Origin of the sequence: Xenorhabdus sp. PR6a, assembly GCF_028599065.1 — a bacterium.
GTDB lineage: Bacteria > Pseudomonadota > Gammaproteobacteria > Enterobacterales > Enterobacteriaceae > Xenorhabdus > Xenorhabdus doucetiae.
Genome location: NZ_JAQRFJ010000014.1, coordinates 1 through 20,730 on the forward strand (window position 1 = coordinate 1; position 20,730 = coordinate 20,730).

A 20,730-nucleotide genomic window follows, 5' to 3' on the forward strand; every position below is an offset into this window, starting at 1 on the left:
TATCCCACTGAGAAAAGGACGATATGCCCTCAGCCATTTAATTTTAGCATTGCCATAGGTTTCAATATCTTGCCAACCTTCAGCCCCCGCCATAATGGCGCTGATAACAAGAAAAATGACATCAATCAGATCATGCTTACGATTGGTTTCGGAGCGGATTTCTTTAACAACGGATAAGTGTTCCATCAGTGTCATGAGCAGGGCAGCCAGCAAGAAATAATCGTTATTAGATCATGACATTAGGTTTCATTCAAGAGATGAACCCAAAAGTATGCTCGCGCTCTGGGCCGGAGCAACCAATGTGTCCGCTTTCCAGCTTGGGATTACTTTAGCGCCCTTATTGGGTGGATTAGCCATAAAAGCAGGTTATGGGTTACCTTCAATTGGTTGGGTCAGTGCGCTATTAGCGATGGTAGCTCTGATTCCAATCCTGCTTGATGCCCATTTACACAAGAAAAAATATTAAGTGTAATTAACTTATATCGGGATTATCACTCTTGCGGAATAAAATCCTTTAATTGCTTATCATTAAGTATGCTGTTGTGAGTTTGTTACCATAATCTGAACTTAGACTTTTCTTCCCATTAAGTTCGTATTTAAAAATAGAACACAGCAGCATATTCTTTATCACCCTCCGGATCAGAAAAAACTCACCTTGTGTGAAATAAAAAACTCATCCTCATCTCCATAAAAAACAAAAAATCATAAATTCAATTAGTTAAAGAAAACATAAAAGTCAACAAATAAAAATTGTTCATTACAAATCGTTATTAGATATGTCCTGTAGTTATAAACTTGTTGAATTAATGTTAGATGCCAAATACCCTTCAGGCAAAATCGGATAACTAACCAAACCGTTCATTTATATTTTCATAAGGTTTTATTTCATCAGTAAAAATAGTCATAAACAAAATAGAATATTACATAGAGAAACTCTAAATCCTCGGTCAAATGTAGGAGCTACTGTATGCAGCTTTTTCTCAAGGCATTAAAAGAATCTGGATTACAATTTTCTGTTTCTCCTGAATTATATAAACAAGAAAATGAAAATACAGAAATAGAAATTCCTCAATTAACACAACAGATTAAGGATATACTCAATAATGTATTACCCTTAAATTCCCCTATTCCAATAACAACACATGTGGAAGTCACTGAAACAGAAGACTTTCCATTAACTGATATTCAATATGCTTATTTGATTGGGCGTAATCCTGGGCTAGAGCTGGGAGGATTGACAAGCTGCCTATATACCGAATGGGATATAAAATCTTTAGATATCGCATTATTAAATCAGGCCCTGAATAAGATTATTGAGTACCACCCCATGTTACGGGCAACGTTATCTTCGGACGGTCAGCAAAAGATTTTACCTATGCCATTAACCTATACCATTTCTATTCAGGATGGCAGGGCATGGTCAGATTCAGAAAAAGATAAAATGCTGGCAATATTTAGTCAGGAAATGGAAACGCAATTATTACCTATGGATAAAGCGCCCACATTTGATATACGGGTAACCCTACTTAATAATGATATTACCCGCCTGCATATTTATTTCGACTTGATGTTTGTCGATATTCATAGTGTCCGGTTGGTATTACGTGACTGGTGGAAAATTTATCAGGGTCATAAACTGTCTGTTTTACCTGATAACAGCAGTTTCCACCGTTATATTAAATCAGAACGTTATTTACAGGGACAACCGCAGGGGCTGCGTGATAAAACCTATTGGGAGAAACAGTTAGGTAGTTTACCTCAACCACCCGAATTACCGTTAAAAAATGCGCCAGAGATCATTTCTCCGCCTGTATTTAAACGTTACAGCCGAAAAATCTCTGCTGAAACATTATTCGCTCTGCGGAAAAAAGCGGAATTACGCCAGCTCACGTTGGAAACCGTGCTTCTCGGTCTGTACGCAGAAGTGCTGCGTCAATGGTCGAAACGTCAAACGTTTACCCTGACAATCACGCAATTTGGCCGCCGCCCCTATTTTGCTGGCATTGAAAATATGGTCGGCAACTTCCTGCACCGCTGTTATTGGGCGTCGGGGGAACCGGAGAAGAAAGCCTCTATGATCGTTTAGTGCAGATCCAGACTGATCTGATGCTGAATCGCTGGCACTGTTCCCATAATGGTGTTCAGGTTCTGCGGGAGTTGACCCGCCGGAATCATGGTAACCGGGCAGCCACCGCACCGGTTGTCTTTAGCAATACTCTGACAGCGGATTTGGACAACGTAGTCACCGATACCGGTTGGACGGAAGCGACCCAAGTTTATAGCAGTAACCAAACCCCGCAAGTCTGGCTAGAGAACCAGGTTGTCCGGGTTGATGATCTTGTCCAGATTAACTGGAACACCGTCAATGAGTTATTCCCTGACGGCATGGTGGAAGCCATGTTGGATGCGTATATGGCGCTGCTGGCGACGTGTGCCGAAGAGGATTCCGTCTGGGATGAAAACATCCCCTTGGTGCCATTGCCGGACTCAGATCGGATAGAGCGGGCACAAGCCAACGCAACGGATACCGAATTTGATCTCAAACCCCTGCATGAAATGGTGTTACAGGCCGCCGCCAAATTCCCTCATTCCATTGCGCTGATTCAGGGTGACAAGCAGGTCACCTACGCAGAAATGGTCAGTAAAGCTGATGCCGTAGCACAACAACTGCGAGCCTCCGTTCAAATCGATGCCAGTGATATTGTCGCGGTTTCCCTGCCACAAAGCCCGGCGTTGGTCATCGGGTTACTGGGCGTGCTGATGTCAGGAGCGGCCTACGTCGCCATTGATCCCCAGCTTCCTGCTGAACGCCGGATGAGTTTACTCCGCCGCTGTTCAGCCAAGGGAATTGTCACTGACAGCACGGTTTTTGCCCATGATGAATTCCCTCATTTACTCCGTATCAATCTGGATGAGTGTCCGGTGTCCGGCGCGAGGGATACAGAACAAGCGACCATGTCATCCATTCAGGGATTGGATGATCTGGCCTATGTCATCTTTACCTCTGGCTCCACCGGAGAACCGAAAGGCGTCATGGCTTCCCACCGTAATGCCGCCAATACGGTGGTTGATATTAATCACAAATTCCGCGTCACCGAAAAAGATGCCGTGTTGTCGGTCGCACCGGCCGGATTTGATTTGTCCGTTTATGACTATTTCGGGCTATTGAGCGTGGGCGGAAAAGTGGTTTTTTCCCTGCCTGAAACCGCCAATGATCCCAAAATCTGGTTAGATCTGCTGATCAAACATCACATTACTATCTGGGATAGTGTGCCGGCACCCGTGAAAATATTGGTAGACAGAAATGGTTCCGCCCTGTCTGAAAGCCCCTTAAGGTTAATCCTGATGAGCGGGGACTGGATACCAGTCGATCTACCGGAACGTATTCGGGAGAGTCTGCCAGAGACGGCGATTATCAGCCTTGGCGGAGCGACTGAAGGCTCTATCTGGTCGATCCATTATCCCATTGAAGAAATTGATAAAAACTGGAAAAGCATTCCTTATGGCAAGCCGCTGGCAAATCAAAGGTTCCATGTTTTGAATAATTGGCTCCTTCCCTGCCCCAAATGGGTGACCGGAGAGCTTTATATTGGCGGCGACGGCGTGACCCAAGGTTATCTGGGCGACGCAGAAAAAACTGCACTGCGCTTTATTACCCATCCGGTGACGGGCGAACGGCTGTACCGAACCGGCGATTTAGGGCGATATATTGCCGGAGGTTTGATCGAAATTTTAGGACGTGAAGATAATCAGGTAAAAATCAATGGCTACCGTATTGAATTAGGTGAAATTGAGGCCTGCCTCCTGACCCATGAAAACGCCAGCCATGTTGTCATTGATGCCCCGGTTCATGCCAAAACCGGCCAACGGCATATTGTTTCCTATATTGTGCCCGAAGCACCAGAAACACTGGCTGATCCGGCGCATTTTCAGGAGCAGCTACGGGAGATTGCCCGCAAAACATTGCCCTCTTACATGGTGCCCAGTTATTACCTCTTATTGCCGCATATGCCATTAACCAGTAATGGAAAAATTGACCGTAAAGCACTGCCTGCCCCTTGGTCTGACAGCGAAGAACACGCTGATGCGCCGGTCAAGCCCGCGAATGAGATAGAAGCCAAGATCCTGAAACTCTGGCAGGCACAACTCCAGCATGATGATTTTGATGTCACCGATGGCTTTTTTGATATTGGCGGTGATTCACTGCACGCCGTGGGTTTACTGAGTGCACTGCGACAGGAATTTAATATTACGCCCGTTGGCGAGCAGGACATCATCGAAGGGCTGTTTATGAATGCCAATATTCAATCTTTCTCTCGCATCATCGAAACCCTTGTTCAATCTCAAGTGGTGAATGAGCTATGACCAAAACATACGATTATATCGTGGTCGGTGGCGGTTCCGCAGGCTGCGTGGCCGCATCACGCTTGTCCGAAAATAGCATGAAGTCGGTATTGCTGATTGAAGCAGGCTGCCAATCTGATGTACACGATCCGGCCAGTCCGCTCAGGGATGCGTCAAGACTGGTACTGGAAGGCTATAACTGGGATTACGAAGCCAATGTGCGCAATGATGAGCGGTTTACCGCCCTGATTGCGCCTCCCGTGCACGAACAAGGTAACCAGCAACAGGTTCGCAAACATAAAGAGCGCAAACCGTTTAATTATCGCGTGGGCAAAGTGCTGGGGGGTTCTTCCGCCGTCAACGGTGCCATTGCCCTGCGCGGATTTCCGAGCGATTTCGATCAATGGGCGCAAATGGGTTGCCCTAGTTGGTCTTGGCAGCAGGTTCTGCCGTGGTTTAAGCATCTGGAGAATGATACCGATTATCCCGGCGATAATATCCACGGTTCACAAGGGCCGATGTGTCTGCGCAGACCACCGCAGGGTGAGATCCATCCGCTGGATAGGGCCTTTGCCCGTGCCTGTGAACAGCTTGGTGTGCCTTATGCCAATGATCTCAATGTCGGGGAAGATCCCGCCGTCGGCCCTGTACCCGCCAATGTCATCAATGGTGCCGAAAGAGTCGATGTTTATCGTTCCTATCTTGAACCGAACCTGAGCAGGGAAAACCTGCACGTGATAACCGATGCCTTGGTCACGCAGATCATTTTTAACGGCACGGTTGCCGCCGGGGTAAAAATCATTCAGGCGGGAGAAGAGCGGGTTTATCAGGCCGGACAAATTGTTCTCTGCGCTGGCGCGATTGGCTCAGCCACCTTATTGCAGCGCTCAGGGGTAGGTGATCCAGAACATCTGGGCAGATTAGGTATTCCTGTGGTTGCATCCGTGCCCGCCGTTGGCAGAAATCTCACTGACCATGCCTCCGTGGTACTCTGGGCGCTCCCCAAAGCCGGTGTCTGTACCACCGGATTACCGTGGCGGCAAATTGCTGCCCGCATTAACAGCGGTTATGACGAAAACGTCGATGTACAAATTGGCTTGCTGAACAATGTTGCCAGCGACACCGTACCGGGGTTCAGAGATCGTGTGACTTATCCGATGTTAGTGGGCGCTTCCATGATGTTGATGCGTCCAGAGATGCGCGGGCAGGTCTTCATCCGTTCGGCCACCCCCACAGAATTACCCCAGATTGATCTGCCATTAACCCGAACCCCGTCAGATATCGCTCGTCTGGTCGGCGGAGTGCGTAAAATCTGGCAGGTTTTGCACCATCCAGAAGTGAATGTGTTCCTTGATGGCATCCAGTTTTGGTCTCACTCCATGATTAATAACAATGAAATCATGAACAGTGCCATCAAGAATCTGGTCAATCCGGGCTGGCACGCCTCTGGAACACTCAGAATGGGTCTCCGCAGTGATCCCGATAGCGCCACGCAGGAAGAGGGGCAGGTACATGGCATTACCGGCGTCACCGTTGCCGATGCGTCCCTGTTCCCCACCATTCCCTCCATGCCAACCAATCTGACCACCATTATGGTAGCTGAACGCATTGTCAGTTTCTTGATAGAAAGGGAAACAATAAAGAGAGAAGAAACAGGGCGGAGGCCAAATGGACACTAATTGCAGGCGGGTGATTTATGCCTTTCCACATGCCGGGGCAACCACCGCCGTTTATCGCCCCTGGCTTAATGATCTGATGGCAACTCAATCGGCGATCTTGCAGCCCGTTGCGATCCCCGGTCGTGGCGCTCTGGCGAAGGAGCCGGAACTGCATGATCTCGATTCACTGATTGAGCGATTGGCTGCCGATATCTGGGCGGATTGGCAACAAAAACAGGCGCTGGGTATCACGGAGTGGATCACCTTTGGCCACAGTTTTGGTGGGGTGCTGAGTCTCGCGGTGGGTCAGGCGCTAATAAGCAACTACGGCACTTCTCCCTTATTTGGCGTGATATCCAGCGCTGTTCCTCCTCATCGTCAACTCAACGATGAGCGGCATGAGTGGACAGATGAACAATTGATGCAGAAAACCAAACAGGATCAAGGAACACCCGACGCCATTTTGAACGAACCTGCGCTGATAAAACCCATCATCCGGCAACTGCGCAATGATTACCGGATACGCAGCCAATTTCCCCGGCTTGGCAATAGGCAGGTGAATTACCCGCTGGTGCTGATTTCCGCCACCCACGACAGGCATGTCACGTTGGCAGATATGGAAGCGTGGAAAGGTTACACCTCGAACGCTATTTCGCTTATCCATATCGAAGGGGATCACTTTGCTGTGTACCAACATTGGGATGTCATCAAACAAATACTGCTGAGTAAAACAAATACTGCTGAATAAAACAAAGGCTGACAAAGAATCTGGAGTGAATATGCGTATTGAGATTGATAGTTTTGATCATTACCGAAAATCCTGCCGTGAATTTCTTGCGCGGGAAATCGTGCCTGAACATCCAAAATGGGAAGAGAACGGGCTGGTTGAGCGATCCTTTTGGGGGAAATTAGGTCAGGCAGGATTGTTGGGCATGGCTGTCAGCCCTGAGTTCGGGGGACGGGGAAAAAATGATTATCGCTTCGCCGTGATCCTGACCGAAGAGCTGATCAAAGCCGGTGTCACTGTGCCGGGGATCGTTGCCCATAATGATGTGGTGACCAGCTATCTCTTTTCCCTCGCTAATGGGGAGCAGAAAAACCGGTGGCTGCCGGAATTGTGCAGCGGAAAAAGGGTCGTCGCCATTGCCATGACGGAACCCGGCGGAGGCTCCAATACCGCAGATATCAAAACCGTGGCGAAACGTCAGGGCGATTATTATCGAGTCAATGGCAGTAAAACTTACATTACCAACGGCATCAATGCGGATCTGATCGTCGTCGCGGTAAAAACCGACGAAGGAAAACAGGGTCAGGGGATCAGCCTGCTGGCCATCGAGCGGGATATGCCCGGATTCACGAGGGGAGCGCCATTAAAGAAAATTGGCTGGCATGGCAGCGACACGGCGGAACTCTTTTTTGATGATTGCAAGGTTCCCGTTACCAACCTGATTGGCCGTGAAAACCTCGGTAACTATTACTTTATGTCAGCCATGCCGCGCGAACGCCTCAGCATTTCAACCGTGGCGGTGGCCAGTGCGGAACAGATATTGCAGAGCACCCTCGACTATGTGAAAGCAAGGACGGCCTTCAATCAATCGATCGGCTCCTTTCAATACAACCGTTTTATGCTCGCGCAATTAGATACCGAAGTAAACATCGCCCGTATCTACCTTGATAACGCCGTTGATCGCTTTAACCAAGGGCTTTTCACTTTAGTCGATGCCGCCCGCATCAAGTTGTGGACAACCGAACTGCAAATGAAAGTGGCCGATCGTTGCCTGCAATTGCACGGTGGCTTGGGTTACCTGCGTGATTCCATTGCCGGCAAGAATTGGCTGAATAGCCGCGCCCAGACCATTTACGGTGGCACCAGTGAAGTACTGCAAGAAATCATCAGCAAATCAATGGGACTTTAAGCCGTGATCGTTGTTGGAGAGGATATAAGGGTTATGAATAAGCAAAACACTACGTCGTGTCTCATTCAATCAGTCAATGTCAGGCAATGGAATGCGATTATTCTCGATTGGGCGAATGTCGAAAACTGGGATATGAATACGGACGATGCCGCCTGTTTCTTTAATGTCGATCCGGCGGCGTTTTTTATTGCCTATCGTGGGAACCACCCCATTGCATCAATCTCGATGGTCAGTTATTCCGATTCTTATTCGTTCGGTGGCAATTTCATCATTCTGCCGGAATACCGCAACCATGTTTGTGCCGGCAGAATATGGCAATGGTCGATGGACTATGCCGGACACCGCACCATTGGCTGTGATGGTAACTGGGATAAAACGCAACTCTACGGAAAAAGAGGCTTTGCTATTCATTATCGCAATGTCCGGCTTTCCGGGATCATCAGGCAAAAAATCACCCCACCCGCCGGCGCCCTTCCGATCACGCCCGCCAATATTGATGAAGTCATTCAGTATGATGCGGAATGCACCGGCATTTATCGCGGGGCATTACTTGCCAATTGGTTCTGGGGAAAAGAACGTTATGGCTTTTGCACTTATTCCAGCACCGGGATTTCCGGCGTCATCGGCATCAGGCGATCACAAAATGGCTACCGAATCGGCCCTTTCTTCGCCGATAACGCCGACGTTGTTGAAACATTGGCCCTGACCGCATTCGCCCAGATCCCGGCGGGTTTACCGGTATCCGTTGATGTTCCCGAAACCGATAACAACGATTTTCTCCCACTGGCAAACGAATATGGGCTAAAGGGGCTTTTTAACACCTACAGAATGTACAAAGGCAATCTCATACCAAAGGGGCGGCTGGATAAGGTCAAAGCCATTGCGTCTTTGGAGTTGGGGTAATCATCATTAACAAAGATATTCCTATTGAGAGGTAATGTATGGCAAATGAAACACCGACCTTATTTGAATGGATGGGAGGCCGTGAGGTGCTGATGAAACTCATGAGTACCTTTTATGCCAAGGTCGAAAAAGATGAACTCCTTGCCCCGCTGTTTAAGAACATGAAATCCGATCATCCCGGCCATGTCGCCATGTGGTTGGAAGAAGTGCTCGGTGGGGAAAAACGTTATACCAACGAGCGTGGGGGCTTCAAAGTCATGTTGAGCCGCCACAGAGGCCGAAGCATTCAGCCGGAACAAAGAAAGAGATGGGTCGAGTTGCTCATGGAGTCAGCCGATGAAATCGGCCTACCCACTGATCCTGAATTTCGTGCCGCATTTGCCGGTTATATCGAATGGGGTTCGCGCCGGGCTGAAGCCAATTCTCAACCCAATGCCGCCCCTTCACGCCGCGAAACCGTACCCGAATGGGGCTGGGGAGAAGCGCCTCCGGGCACGCCCTGATCGTTACAGAAACGAAGAGATAGAGAGGTAAGCTCATGCTGTTGGCAATCAGTGACCTGCATGTATCTCATGCCACCAATAGGACCATAGTCGAATCGTTCAGGCCGGCCACGCCTGACGATTGGCTGCTGCTGGCAGGTGATATTGCAGAACAGGAGTCAGACTTTACTTGGGTTATCAGTACACTTTTCCAACGGTTTGCCCAAGTGGTCTGGACGCCGGGAAACCATGAACTCTGGTGCACACCCAAAGATCAATTAAAGTTGCCCGGCGTTCCACGCTATGAACATCTGGTCAATATCTGCCGACAGCATAATGTCCTCACCCCTGAAGATGAGTTTCGCCATTACCGCAGGGGGAATGGGACAACCGTGACCATTGCCCCTATTTTTACGCTATACGATTATTCATTCAGAAATGAGGCTGACTATACGGCGGAGCAGGCCATCGAACGCGCCCGGCGTTGTGGGGTCATTAGCTCTGACGAGTTCTTCCTGAAAACCTATCCCCACCGAAATATTGTCGATTGGTGTCGGGAACGTATCCACTATACCGAAAAACGCCTGAACGCCATTCCAGAAGGTGAAGATATCGTGCTGATCAGCCATTTCCCTCTCATCCGTAAGCCGCTCGAATCCTTACGCAACCGCGAATTTTCCATTTGGTGTGGCAGCGAAAAAACGCACCAGTGGGCATCAAAAACCGGGGTTCGTCTGGTGGTCTACGGACACTTGCACCTGCCTGATCTCGACTATATTCACGATGTTGCCCATTTGGAGGTCTCTTTGGGCTATCCGCGGGAATGGCAAGCGCATGGCAGGAAGTCTTATTTAGTGCCACTGGATGGATTACTGGAACACACGAACGAATATCACCCATCATCTATGCTGATAATAGGCTAATTTAGCGATGAAAAATGATGAAATCCTGCCACAGATAAAACCCCGGATTTTAATCGGGGCAACCGGGTCAGTGGATATCACCCTGCTGCCCAAATATCTTGCCGCCATTAAAGCAACCATCGACTGTACCTTGACGGTCTTGATGACCCAGCCTGCCACCACTTTTTTACCCGCCTCAACCGTTGCACTCTATGCCGATCGGGTGATTAGCGGAGAGATGCCACACGATTGGCCGACCGACAAACCTTCGCGCATTGTCGCGGATCATGATCTGATGGCGGTTTTACCCGCAACGGCTAACACACTGGCGACGGTTGCCTGTGGCGGCGCCCCCAATCGGTTAACGACGGTCATTCTGGCCTCAACATTTCCGGTGCTGTTTTTTCCGGTGATGGGCAGCGTCATGTGGGAAAAACCGGCGACACGTCGCAATATCAAGCAATTGCGGGATGATGGTTACCACGTCATTGAACCCAAGTGGCATGAAAATTTTGACGTTTCACTGCAACGAATGGTCGGACATCCTTCATTACCGGAGATTGAAACCGTCATTTTATTACTGAAACAACATTTACACTGAAACAACATTTACCCAAACATCTGCCAAAATAAATCCTGAGATTAATCGCCTCGTGGAAGAGTAATAGCCGTAAACTCTTCCTCGATTCAAATCTAAACTACATATCACTACAATGTGTTCTCTTTAAAAATTGCAGAACAAATATCTTTTAATATAGCATAAGTTTTATTTTCAACTATTTTGTTCTGGCAAGATAATTGGAAATAATCACCTTATATCCTATTTTATAACTATAAATCGGTAACTTATGTCACAAAATCTCATTCGTCCATTAAACAAACAGGATTATAAAACTCTGTCCTTAGCGTCTTTAGGCGGCGCGCTGGAATTTTACGATTTTATTATCTTTGTCTTTTTTGCTGTTGCCTTGGGAGAACTTTTTTTCCCGGCGGATATCCCGGAATGGCTCAGGCAATTACAGACATTTGGTATTTTTGCTGCGGGTTATCTGGCCCGGCCTCTAGGTGGGATCATCATGGCCCATTTTGGCGATCGGGCTGGGCGTAAGAAAATGTTTTCACTCAGTATCGTGATGATGGCCGTACCCACACTCGCCATCGGCATGTTGCCGACCTATAACACTATCGGCATGGCAGCGCCTGTGCTGCTGTTACTGATGCGGATCATGCAGGGCGCCGCGATTGGCGGAGAAGTGCCCGGCGCCTGGGTTTTTGTGGCAGAGCATGTGCCCCATAAACGCATCGGGCTTGCCTGTGGTATTTTGACCGCAGGATTGAGCATGGGGATTTTATTTGGTTCCCTCGTCGCCACCCTGATTACCTCTCTTTACCCCAAGCAAGAAGTGTTGGATTGGGCATGGCGCCTGCCATTTTTCCTGGGGGGAATTTTCGGCCTGTGCGCCATGTACCTGCGCCGCTGGCTGCATGAAACCCCGGTCTTCAAGGAAATGCAGGAACGTAAGGCATTGGCAGAAGAGCTGCCTCTCAAATCTGTCGTTTTCAACCACAAGCGCGCCATTTCAATTTCCATGCTGCTGACATGGCTGCTTTCTGCCGGCATTGTCGTCATTATCTTGATGACCCCAACCTATATGCAGACAGTATTTCATCTGGAACAATCACTGACTCTGCAAGCAAACAGTCTGGCCATCATCGCATTAGCGATCGGCTGTATCTGTGTAGGCTATTTATGCGATAAGTGGGGAGCCGGTATTGTACTGATTGTCGGTTGCCTTTTATTGGCTGCCGCCACCTGGTTTTTTTATCACAATATCAGCCACGAACCGCGCAAACTCTTTGGCGCTTATGCCCTCGTCGGGCTGGCGGTGGGCGTCATTAGCGCAACGCCTTTTGTCATGGTGAAGAGCTATCCGCCAGAAGTCAGGTTCAGTGGCATTTCATTTTCATATAATCTGGCTTATGCCATTTTTGGTGGGCTGACCCCGATCTTCGTCACTTTACTGCTGACCTATACCGTACTGGCACCCGCCTACTATATGATGACCTTATCGGCGGTGGGTCTTTTATTGGGATGTTACTTGCGGAAAAAATCTATCTAACAACGCAGAGGGGAGCACAGGATGAGCGTCATTCGCTCATCCTGTTGAAAAACGGTTAAGCGTGTTTCACTTCACCAATGGGCAGAACAGTGCGGCCATATTGTTCATTCAGCACTTCCGCCATTGCCAGATAGAAAGCACTCGCACCACAGATAATGCCTTCAAAACCCGCAAAGGTCAGAATATCGGCATTGCCGGTGATATTGCCCATTGCCAGCAATGCAAACAGCAGCGTCAGGCTGGCAAATACAAATTGCAGGACACGGTTGGCTTTCAACGTACCAAAGAACATAAACAGCGTGAAAATGCCCCACAGCGCAAGATAAACGCCAAGGAACTCCTGGCTGGTGGCTTCAGCCAGACCCATTTTTGGCAGGAAAAGCAATGCGATCAGGCTCAACCAGAACAAGCCGTAAGAAGTAAATGCGGTTGCCGCAAACGTGTTCCCTTTCTTGTACTCAAAGATGCCGGCCAGCACCTGAGCCAAACCACCATAAAAAATGCCCATGCTCAAAATCGCGGATGCCAATGGGAAAAAACCGGCATTGTGCAGATTCAACAAAATGGTTGTCATGCCAAAACCCATTAAACCCAATGGGCCTGGGTTCGCCAACTGATTAGAATGCATACTTCCCCTAGAAAATACAGAAATTATAAAAAGCGGCGAATCATAATGGGATGACATCAATGACACAATGGCCTGAGAAAAATTTTTTTATTAAATCTCAATTTTTTTTCAATTCCCCCCTTGATGATGAAATGAATGACCCCATCTAAGTCTCAACTACAGTTACTGCTGAATATTTCGGCATAAGCTGAAAAACAAAATGGGGAATTTCTGGCAAACCGAGCCATTGAAAAGAAAACATTCGTCCTCATATAGCTTAGTAACTTGACCGAATATATGAATTCTTTGTGGAGGCGTTTAGATGGGTAAAATTATTGGTATCGACTTGGGAACTACCAACTCTTGTGTAGCAATTATGGACGGCACAACCACGCGTGTGCTTGAAAACAGTGAAGGTGATCGTACTACACCTTCCATCATCGCGTATACTCAGGATGGTGAAACTCTGGTTGGTCAACCAGCTAAACGTCAGGCTGTTACTAACCCGCAAAACACGCTGTTCGCCATCAAACGTTTGATTGGCCGTCGTTTCCAAGACGAAGAAGTGCAGCGTGACGTCTCTATCATGCCATACAAAATCATGGCAGCGGATAACGGCGACGCATGGCTGGAAGTGAAAGGCCAAAAAATCGCACCACCACAGGTTTCTGCTGAAGTTCTGAAGAAAATGAAGAAAACCGCAGAAGATTATCTGGGTGAACCTGTCACCGAAGCGGTTATCACCGTGCCGGCCTACTTCAACGATGCACAGCGTCAGGCAACGAAAGATGCCGGCCGTATCGCGGGTCTGGAAGTTAAGCGTATCATCAACGAACCAACCGCTGCGGCGCTGGCTTACGGTCTGGACAAAGAAGTGGGCAACCGCACTATCGCTGTTTATGACTTGGGTGGGGGTACTTTCGATATCTCTATTATCGAAATCGATGAAGTGGATGGCGAAAAAACCTATGAAGTGCTGGCAACCAATGGGGATACCCACTTGGGTGGTGAAGACTTCGACAGCCGCATGATCAACTATCTGGTTGACGAGTTTAAGAAAGAACAAGGCATCGACCTGCGTAATGACCCGTTGGCCATGCAGCGTCTGAAAGAAGCGGCAGAAAAAGCGAAAATCGAGCTTTCTTCTGCCCAGCAGACTGACGTGAACCTGCCATACATCACGGCAGATGCGACCGGTCCTAAGCACATGAACATTAAAGTGACCCGTGCAAAACTGGAATCTCTGGTTGAAGATCTGGTTAAGCGTTCTATCGAGCCGCTGAAAGTTGCCCTGAATGACGCTGGCCTGTCTGTCTCTGACGTTCAGGATGTTATTCTGGTTGGTGGTCAGACCCGTATGCCAATGGTGCAGAAAGCCGTTGCAGATTTCTTCGGCAAAGAACCACGTAAAGACGTGAACCCGGACGAAGCCGTTGCGATGGGTGCTGCGGTTCAGGGCGGTGTACTGGCCGGTGACGTGAAAGACGTGCTGCTGCTGGACGTGACTCCACTGTCTCTGGGTATCGAAACCATGGGCGGCGTGATGACTTCCCTGATTACCAAGAACACCACTATCCCAACCAAGCATAGCCAAGTGTTCTCTACAGCGGAAGACAACCAGTCTGCGGTAACCATTCACGTACTGCAAGGTGAGCGTAAACGTGCCAGCGATAACAAATCTCTGGGTCAGTTCAATCTGGATGGTATTCAGCCAGCACAACGCGGAACGCCACAAATCGAAGTGACTTTCGATATTGATGCTGACGGCATCCTGCACGTTTCTGCGAAAGACAAAAACTCTGGTCGCGAGCAAAACATCACCATCAAGGCATCTTCTGGTCTGAACGAAGAAGAAATCCAGCAGATGGTACGTGATGCAGAAGCAAACGCAGAAGCTGACCGTAAGTTTGAAGAGCTAGTTCAGATCCGTAACCAAGCTGACCAACTGGTTCACGGCACCCGTAAGCAAGTTGAAGAAGCGGGTGACAAACTGGCAGCGGACGATAAAGCGGCCATCGAGAAAGCGACTTCTGAGCTGGAAACCGCGGCAAAAGGCGAAGACAAAGCGGAAATCGAAGCGAAGATCCAAGCACTGGTCGAAGCATCCCAGAAACTGCTGGAAATCGCACAACAGCAAGCCCAGGCGGGTGCTGCTGATGCCGGCGCAAGCAACGCGAAGAAAGAAGACGACGTTGTAGACGCTGAATTCGAAGAAGTTAAAGATAAAAAATAATAGCCCTTAGCGGGCAAAGTAACAGGGCGCCTGTTACTTGTTAACTGGCACGGGCGTTGAGGTAACTCCACGCCCGTGCGTGCGTGTTAAGGGTAGACAATACGATGGCAAAAAAAGATTATTACGACGTTTTGGGCGTTTCCAAAACCGCAGACGAAAAAGAGATCAAAAAAGCCTATAAACGGCTGGCAATGAAGCATCACCCTGACCGTAATCAGGGTGATAAAGAATCAGAAAGCAAATTCAAAGAAATTAAAGAAGCGTATGAAATCCTGACCGATCCTCAGAAACGCGCCGCTTATGACCAATATGGTCACGCAGCCTTTGAACAGGGTGGCATGGGCGGTGGTGCAGGTGGTTTCGGCGGCGGCGGTGCTGACTTTAGCGATATCTTTGGTGACGTTTTCGGCGATATTTTCGGTGGTGGCCGTCGTCAGCAGCGCCCCAGCCGTGGCTCAGACCTGCGTTACAGCATGGAGTTAACTCTGGAAGAAGCTGTCCGTGGTGTGACCAAAGAGATCCGTATTCCCACACTGGAATCTTGTGATACCTGTCATGGCAGCGGCGCCAAAGCAGGTACCAGCCCGGAAACGTGTCCAACCTGTCACGGTGCAGGCCAAGTTCAGATGCGCCAAGGGTTCTTCGCGGTTCAACAGCCTTGTCCTCAGTGTCACGGGCGCGGCAAAGTCATCAAAGAACCTTGTGGTAAATGTCATGGGCATGGTCGCGTTGAAAAATACAAAACGCTGTCGGTTAAAATTCCGGCCGGCGTTGACACGGGCGATCGCATTCGCTTAAGCGGTGAAGGTGAAGCAGGTGAACAAGGTGCACCATCCGGCGATTTGTACGTTCAGGTTCAGGTCAAAGCGCACCATATCTTCGAGCGTGATGGCAGCGATCTCTATTGTGAAGTGCCGATCAACTTCGCAACCGCGGCGTTGGGCGGCGAAATTGAAGTCCCTACCCTTAATGGTCGCGTCAACCTGAAAATCCCTGCGGAAACCCAGACTGGCAAACTGTTCCGCATGAAAGGCAAAGGGGTTAAATCCGTCCGTGGCGGCGTTCAGGGCGACTTGTTGTGCCGTGTGGTGGTAGAAACACCGGTTAAGCTGAACGAAGAGCAAAAAGAGCTGATGCGTAAACTGGGTGAGTCTTTTGGCGAAAAAGGGGGGGAAACCAATAGTCCTCGCTCCAAGAGTTTCCTTGATGGCGTGAAAAAATTTTTTGATGATTTGACGAAGTAATTTTATACTTTGCAAAAAATCTGACTATGACTCCTCCTGATCATTCTTTTAATTTATTGATGTTCAGGGGGATTTTTCATTTATCAATTTCTTTGTTTTTTCAATCAATTAAATTATTTCTTAATATAGCTGCACCAAGAACAAACAGGAAAAGTAACGTTGTCATGGATGGTTTTACTTATGTCGTTAATAGAAATAATGATTGAAAATTATTCTGTTATGCCGTGTAGCTTATCAATATTGCGAAAAACATTATTTAATTATGTAACAACTCGAATATAACGATCTATATAGCACAAATAATCTGTTTTTTCCGATATCATAACTGTCATAATATTCACGACCTTGATCAATTTCATAGGTTAATTTATCCATGACAGCAATCATTCGCCAATTCTTAAAATTAGAGGCTGCAGGAGGCCTCCTTCTCATCATCGCGGCCGTTATTGCGCTGGTTATGGCAAATACGCCATTGCAGGGTATTTATCATCAATTTCTCAACCTTCCTGTTGCGGTGCAATTCGCCGCATTAGAAATCAACAAGCCATTATTATTGTGGATAAATGATGGATTAATGGCGGTATTTTTTCTCATTGTCGGGCTGGAAGTAAAACGGGAACTCATGGAAGGCTCGCTTGCCGGCCGTGACAAAGCCATTTTTCCCGCTATCGCCGCGCTTGGCGGCATGCTGGCGCCTGCTTTGATTTATCTGCTGTTTAATGGCAGTGATGAAATCACTCGACAAGGTTGGGCAATTCCCTGTGCAACCGATATCGCTTTTGCGCTAGGGGTCATGGCGTTGCTGGGGAAGCGAGTTCCCACTGCATTAAAAGTCTTTTTGCTGGCGCTGGCGATTATTGATGATTTAGGTGTCATCATAATTATTGCTTTGTTTTATACCAAAACAGTATCTTTGGCTGCATTAGGTATGGCAATCATCATGATTGGGCTGTTGGCCTGGATGAATGGGAAGGGAATCGCTAAAACATCCGCTTATCTGATTGTTGGCGTGGTGTTATGGGTGTGCATCTTAAAATCGGGTGTTCATGCCACATTAGCGGGCGTTATCGTTGGATTCTTGATCCCGCTTCGTGACAAAAAAGGTGGCTCCCCCTCCGAAGCTCTGGAGCATGAACTGCATTCGTGGGTCGCGTATTTAATCCTGCCACTGTTTGCTTTTGCCAATGCCGGTGTTTCATTACAGGGTGTCACATTAGATGGCTTAACAAGTATGTTGCCTGTAGGCATTGCACTTGGCCTGTTTATTGGCAAGCCATTGGGTATTTTCCTGTTTAGCTGGATTTCGGTAAAACTGGGAGTGGCTAAGTTACCGGAAAAAATTGGCATGAAACACATCTTCGCAGTTTCCGTACTGTGTGGGATCGGTTTTACCATGTCTATTTTCATCTCTGCTCTGGCATTTGAAGGTTTCAATGACACCTTCAGTACTTACTCCCGCTTGGGTATATTGATAGGATCTACTACTGCTGCTGTCGTCGGTTATGGGTTACTGAACAGACTATTACCCAAAAAAGTATTGCAGAAAAAAGCGTAGCCAAAAGCCAATGAATAGATTAATTTAAGCCCAAAATCAGAAAGAATTTCCGAATTAATTCATCCTGTTAATATCAATAGGAAAATAGGAAAACGCCATCATCTGGCGGCCTGAAATGTATGGTCACTGCTGTTGTACAGATGTGAGGCAATACACAAGGATAAATATATGCGGGTTTCACATTTAAATTTTAACCATCTCTATTATTTTTGGCACGTTTGCAAGGAAGGCTCCGTTGTGGGGGCAGCAGAAGCGCTATACCTGACACCACAAACCATTACCGGGCAGATAAAAGCGTTGGAAGAGCGTCTGGGTGGGAAATTATTCAAGCGTCAGGGAAGAGGTTTAGTGCCCTCAGAACTGGGGCAGTTGATTTTCCGCTATGCAGATAAAATGTTTACACTTAGCCAGGAAATGCTGGACATCGTGACTTACAGCCGGGAAGCAAACCTGCTGTTTGATGTGGGCGTTGCTGATGCACTGTCCAAGCGTTTAGTCAGCAAGGTATTGGAAACCACCGTTGTGGAGCATGAAAAAATCCACTTACGGTGTTTTGAATCGACCCATGAAATGCTGCTTGAGCAACTGAGCCAGCATAAACTGGATATGATCCTTTCCGACTGTCCGGTGGATTCTTCGCAACAGGAAGGGTTGTTTTCAGTGAAACTGGGAGAATGCAATATCAGTTTTTACTGCCGCCAGCCGATCCCGGAAAAGCCCTTTCCAGAATGTCTGGAAGAGCGCCGTTTATTAATTCCGGGTCGCCGCTCTATGCTGGGCAGAAAGCTCCTGACATGGATACGCAATAAAAACCTGCAAGTTGAAGTGCTGGGCGAATTTGATGATGCCGCCTTGATGAAAGCCTTTGGTCTGTATCACAATGCCATTTTCATTGCGCCTTCTTTCTATGCCAATGATATTTTCGCTGACAGCGATATTATTGAGATAGGCCGATTAGATACGGTACAGGAAGAGTATTACGTCATCTTTGCCGAGCGCATGATCCAGCATCCGGCAGTCCAGCGCGTGTGTAACAAAGACTTTTCTGCGTTATTCAGTTCGCCACCCAAAAGTCGCCCTGAAAAATTACGCTAAGGTGATGATGTAAAAGCATGATCTTAAAATCGATGGGTTAATACCGACAGGTACAAAAAAACCGGCTTAAAGCCGGTTTTTTTAGCATAACCAAAACAATGATTACATTGCTTTGATTTGCGCTGACAGTGCAGATTTATGACGTGCTGCTTTGTTTTTGTGGATCAGACCCTTACAGGCGTGACGATCAACAATAGGTTGCATGTCATTGAATGCTTTCTGTGCAGCTTCTTTATCGCCAGCAGCGATAGCCGCGTATACTTTCTTGATAAAAGTACGCACCATAGAACGACGGCTTGCGTTGTGCTGACGGCGTTTCTCAGACTGTACGGCGCGTTTCTTAGCTGATTTGATATTAGCCAAGGTCCAACTCCCAAATATATTCTATCGAGGACAATTCAAAGGCCGAGGAATATGCCTGTTCAGCCTTCTTTTGTCAATGGATTTGTGCAAATAAGCGTCGTTGTACAGCGACGCTGGTTACGTTGTGATGGGGCGGGATTTTATCAGCTTACTGAGAGGGAATACAGTCTTTCGCAATAAAAAACTGCATGAATCCCGGAGAAATGCGATAAATTAAATATTTTTCGGGTGTCTGGCCTATTTTTATTGTATGAATCAGGTTATTAATTAAAACCCTTTGTGATCGTGGGTTAACCTTGCGCTTTGTACAAGGTATAATCCGGCAATTTCCACGGTATTGAGCCAGCTATGGAGCTAATTCGCGGTATACACAATATCCGGGCGCGTCACCATGGTTGCGTGCTGACGATTGGTAATTTTGATGGTGTCCATCGTGGGCATCAGGCTTTATTAAAACACTTGAAGCAAGAAGGGCAGCGTCTCGGATTACCGACGATGGTCATGATTTTCGAACCGCAGCCGCTGGAAGTTTTTGTGGCGGATAAAGCGCCAGCCCGCCTGACAAGGCTGAGAGATAAAATAAAGTATCTCGCCCAAAATGGCGTTGATTATCTGTTATGTGTGAAATTTGACAACCATTTTGCCGCCAATTCGCCTGAAGCCTTTGTTTCACAGTTGCTCGTTGAAAAACTGGGTGTTAAGTTTCTGGCAATAGGGGATGATTTCCGGTTTGGCAAACATCGCCTTGGCGATTTCCACTACTTGCAGCAAGCAGGTCAACAATACCATTTTGATGTCGCCAGCACAGACAGTTTTTGTGACAGCGGTCTTCGGATCAGCAGTACAGCTATTCGTCAGGCACTGCAAAGTGATGATCTGGCCTTAGCCGAAATATTACTGGGGCATCCTTACAGCATAAGCGGCAGAGTTGTGCACGGTAAAGAATTGGGACGCACCATCGGTTTTCCCACAGCTAACTTACCGTTGAAACGTCTGGTGGCGCCTGTTCAGGGCGTTTATGCGGTTGAAGTCCACGGATTGGGTGATAAACCCCTGCCGGGAGTGGCGAACATAGGCAATCGCCCCACGGTTGCGGGTCAAGGCCTGCAACTTGAAGTGCATTTGATTGATACCCAAATGGATCTGTATGGGCGTCATATCGATGTGGTATTACGCAAAAAATTGCGTAATGAGCAGCGATTTGCGTCGCTTGATGCGCTTAAACAGCAAATCGCAAATGATGTGGTTGCTGCGAGAAACTATCTCTTGCAGCGATCCGAGTCATGTATCTAGCGGAAAATTGGAACT

Annotated in this window: 19 protein-coding genes; 16 read left to right on the top strand and 3 right to left on the bottom strand. The window is 47.9% G+C overall.

What is annotated here, in order from left to right:
* Positions 1 to 195 (bottom strand): transposase family protein (locus tag PSI15_RS05770; RefSeq protein WP_273582701.1); only part of this gene is annotated, 195 nt, incomplete at its 3' end.
* A 76-nt stretch (positions 196 to 271) separates the two neighbouring features.
* On the opposite strand from PSI15_RS05770, the gene PSI15_RS05775 reads away from it, so the two are divergent.
* The 11 genes from PSI15_RS05775 to PSI15_RS05825 all read left to right on the top strand — a co-directional run bounded on the left by PSI15_RS05775 (position 272) and on the right by PSI15_RS05825 (position 12,325).
* Entirely contained in the window at positions 272 to 466 is a 195-nt protein-coding gene (locus PSI15_RS05775) for a hypothetical protein (RefSeq protein WP_273582702.1), read from the top strand.
* 501 nt (positions 467 to 967) lie between these two features.
* Entirely contained in the window at positions 968 to 2,086 is a 1,119-nt protein-coding gene (locus PSI15_RS05780) for a condensation domain-containing protein (protein ID WP_273582703.1), read from the top strand.
* Positions 2,086 to 4,365, top strand: coding sequence for a non-ribosomal peptide synthetase (locus PSI15_RS05785; protein ID WP_273582704.1), 2,280 nt, complete (start codon positions 2,086 to 2,088; stop codon positions 4,363 to 4,365). Before PSI15_RS05780 ends, PSI15_RS05785 begins: the two co-directional genes overlap by 1 nt.
* Positions 4,362 to 6,023 carry a GMC family oxidoreductase gene (locus PSI15_RS05790; protein ID WP_273582705.1) on the top strand — a complete coding sequence of 554 codons (1,662 nt, stop codon included), beginning with the start codon at positions 4,362 to 4,364 and terminating at the stop codon, positions 6,021 to 6,023. The genes PSI15_RS05785 and PSI15_RS05790 overlap by 4 nt, the downstream gene beginning before the upstream one ends.
* Positions 6,013 to 6,750: a thioesterase II family protein gene (locus PSI15_RS05795; protein WP_273582706.1), complete on the top strand. Its 738-nt coding sequence runs from the start codon at positions 6,013 to 6,015 to the stop codon at positions 6,748 to 6,750. The genes PSI15_RS05790 and PSI15_RS05795 overlap by 11 nt, the downstream gene beginning before the upstream one ends.
* Before the next feature lie 31 nt (positions 6,751 to 6,781).
* On the top strand, positions 6,782 to 7,918 hold the full coding sequence (locus tag PSI15_RS05800; RefSeq protein ID WP_273582707.1) for an acyl-CoA dehydrogenase family protein: 1,137 nt from the start codon (positions 6,782 to 6,784) through the stop codon (positions 7,916 to 7,918).
* A gap of 33 nt (positions 7,919 to 7,951) precedes the next feature.
* Positions 7,952 to 8,821: a hypothetical protein gene (locus PSI15_RS05805; protein ID WP_273582708.1), complete on the top strand. Its 870-nt coding sequence runs from the start codon at positions 7,952 to 7,954 to the stop codon at positions 8,819 to 8,821.
* Between the two features lie 38 nt (positions 8,822 to 8,859).
* Complete coding sequence (locus PSI15_RS05810) at positions 8,860 to 9,324, top strand: group II truncated hemoglobin (RefSeq protein ID WP_273582709.1); 465 nt, start codon at positions 8,860 to 8,862, stop codon at positions 9,322 to 9,324.
* Between the two features lie 35 nt (positions 9,325 to 9,359).
* Positions 9,360 to 10,226: a metallophosphoesterase family protein gene (locus PSI15_RS05815; protein WP_273582710.1), complete on the top strand. Its 867-nt coding sequence runs from the start codon at positions 9,360 to 9,362 to the stop codon at positions 10,224 to 10,226.
* A 7-nt stretch (positions 10,227 to 10,233) separates the two neighbouring features.
* Entirely contained in the window at positions 10,234 to 10,806 is a 573-nt protein-coding gene (locus PSI15_RS05820; RefSeq protein ID WP_273582711.1) for a flavoprotein, read from the top strand.
* A 247-nt stretch (positions 10,807 to 11,053) separates the two neighbouring features.
* The gene (locus tag PSI15_RS05825; protein ID WP_273582712.1) at positions 11,054 to 12,325 is read left to right on the top strand and encodes an MFS transporter; all 1,272 of its coding nucleotides are present in this window, start codon (positions 11,054 to 11,056) and stop codon (positions 12,323 to 12,325) included.
* 55 nt (positions 12,326 to 12,380) lie between these two features.
* Here PSI15_RS05825 and satP read toward each other — a convergent pair whose 3' ends face one another.
* Positions 12,381 to 12,953 carry an acetate uptake transporter gene (satP, locus tag PSI15_RS05830; protein WP_273582713.1) on the bottom strand — a complete coding sequence of 191 codons (573 nt, stop codon included), beginning with the start codon at positions 12,951 to 12,953 and terminating at the stop codon, positions 12,381 to 12,383.
* Positions 12,954 to 13,254: 301 nt separating this feature from the next.
* Here satP and dnaK point away from each other — a divergent pair, with 301 nt between their 5' ends.
* The 4 genes from dnaK to nhaR all read left to right on the top strand — a co-directional run bounded on the left by dnaK (position 13,255) and on the right by nhaR (position 19,059).
* Positions 13,255 to 15,165 carry a molecular chaperone DnaK gene (gene dnaK, locus PSI15_RS05835; protein ID WP_273582714.1) on the top strand — a complete coding sequence of 637 codons (1,911 nt, stop codon included), beginning with the start codon at positions 13,255 to 13,257 and terminating at the stop codon, positions 15,163 to 15,165.
* Positions 15,166 to 15,269: 104 nt separating this feature from the next.
* Entirely contained in the window at positions 15,270 to 16,409 is a 1,140-nt protein-coding gene (dnaJ, locus tag PSI15_RS05840) for a molecular chaperone DnaJ (protein ID WP_273582715.1), read from the top strand.
* 373 nt (positions 16,410 to 16,782) lie between these two features.
* Positions 16,783 to 17,964, top strand: coding sequence for a Na+/H+ antiporter NhaA (nhaA, locus tag PSI15_RS05845; protein ID WP_273582716.1), 1,182 nt, complete (start codon positions 16,783 to 16,785; stop codon positions 17,962 to 17,964).
* A gap of 168 nt (positions 17,965 to 18,132) precedes the next feature.
* Positions 18,133 to 19,059, top strand: coding sequence for a transcriptional activator NhaR (gene nhaR / locus PSI15_RS05850; protein WP_273582717.1), 927 nt, complete (start codon positions 18,133 to 18,135; stop codon positions 19,057 to 19,059).
* Between the two features lie 102 nt (positions 19,060 to 19,161).
* On the opposite strand, the gene rpsT is transcribed toward nhaR, so the two are convergent.
* Complete coding sequence (gene rpsT / locus PSI15_RS05855; RefSeq protein ID WP_045968728.1) at positions 19,162 to 19,422, bottom strand: 30S ribosomal protein S20; 261 nt, start codon at positions 19,420 to 19,422, stop codon at positions 19,162 to 19,164.
* A 348-nt stretch (positions 19,423 to 19,770) separates the two neighbouring features.
* On the opposite strand from rpsT, the gene ribF reads away from it, so the two are divergent.
* The gene (gene ribF / locus PSI15_RS05860; protein ID WP_045968726.1) at positions 19,771 to 20,715 is read left to right on the top strand and encodes a bifunctional riboflavin kinase/FAD synthetase; all 945 of its coding nucleotides are present in this window, start codon (positions 19,771 to 19,773) and stop codon (positions 20,713 to 20,715) included.
* Positions 20,716 to 20,730: the final 15 nt, after the last annotated feature.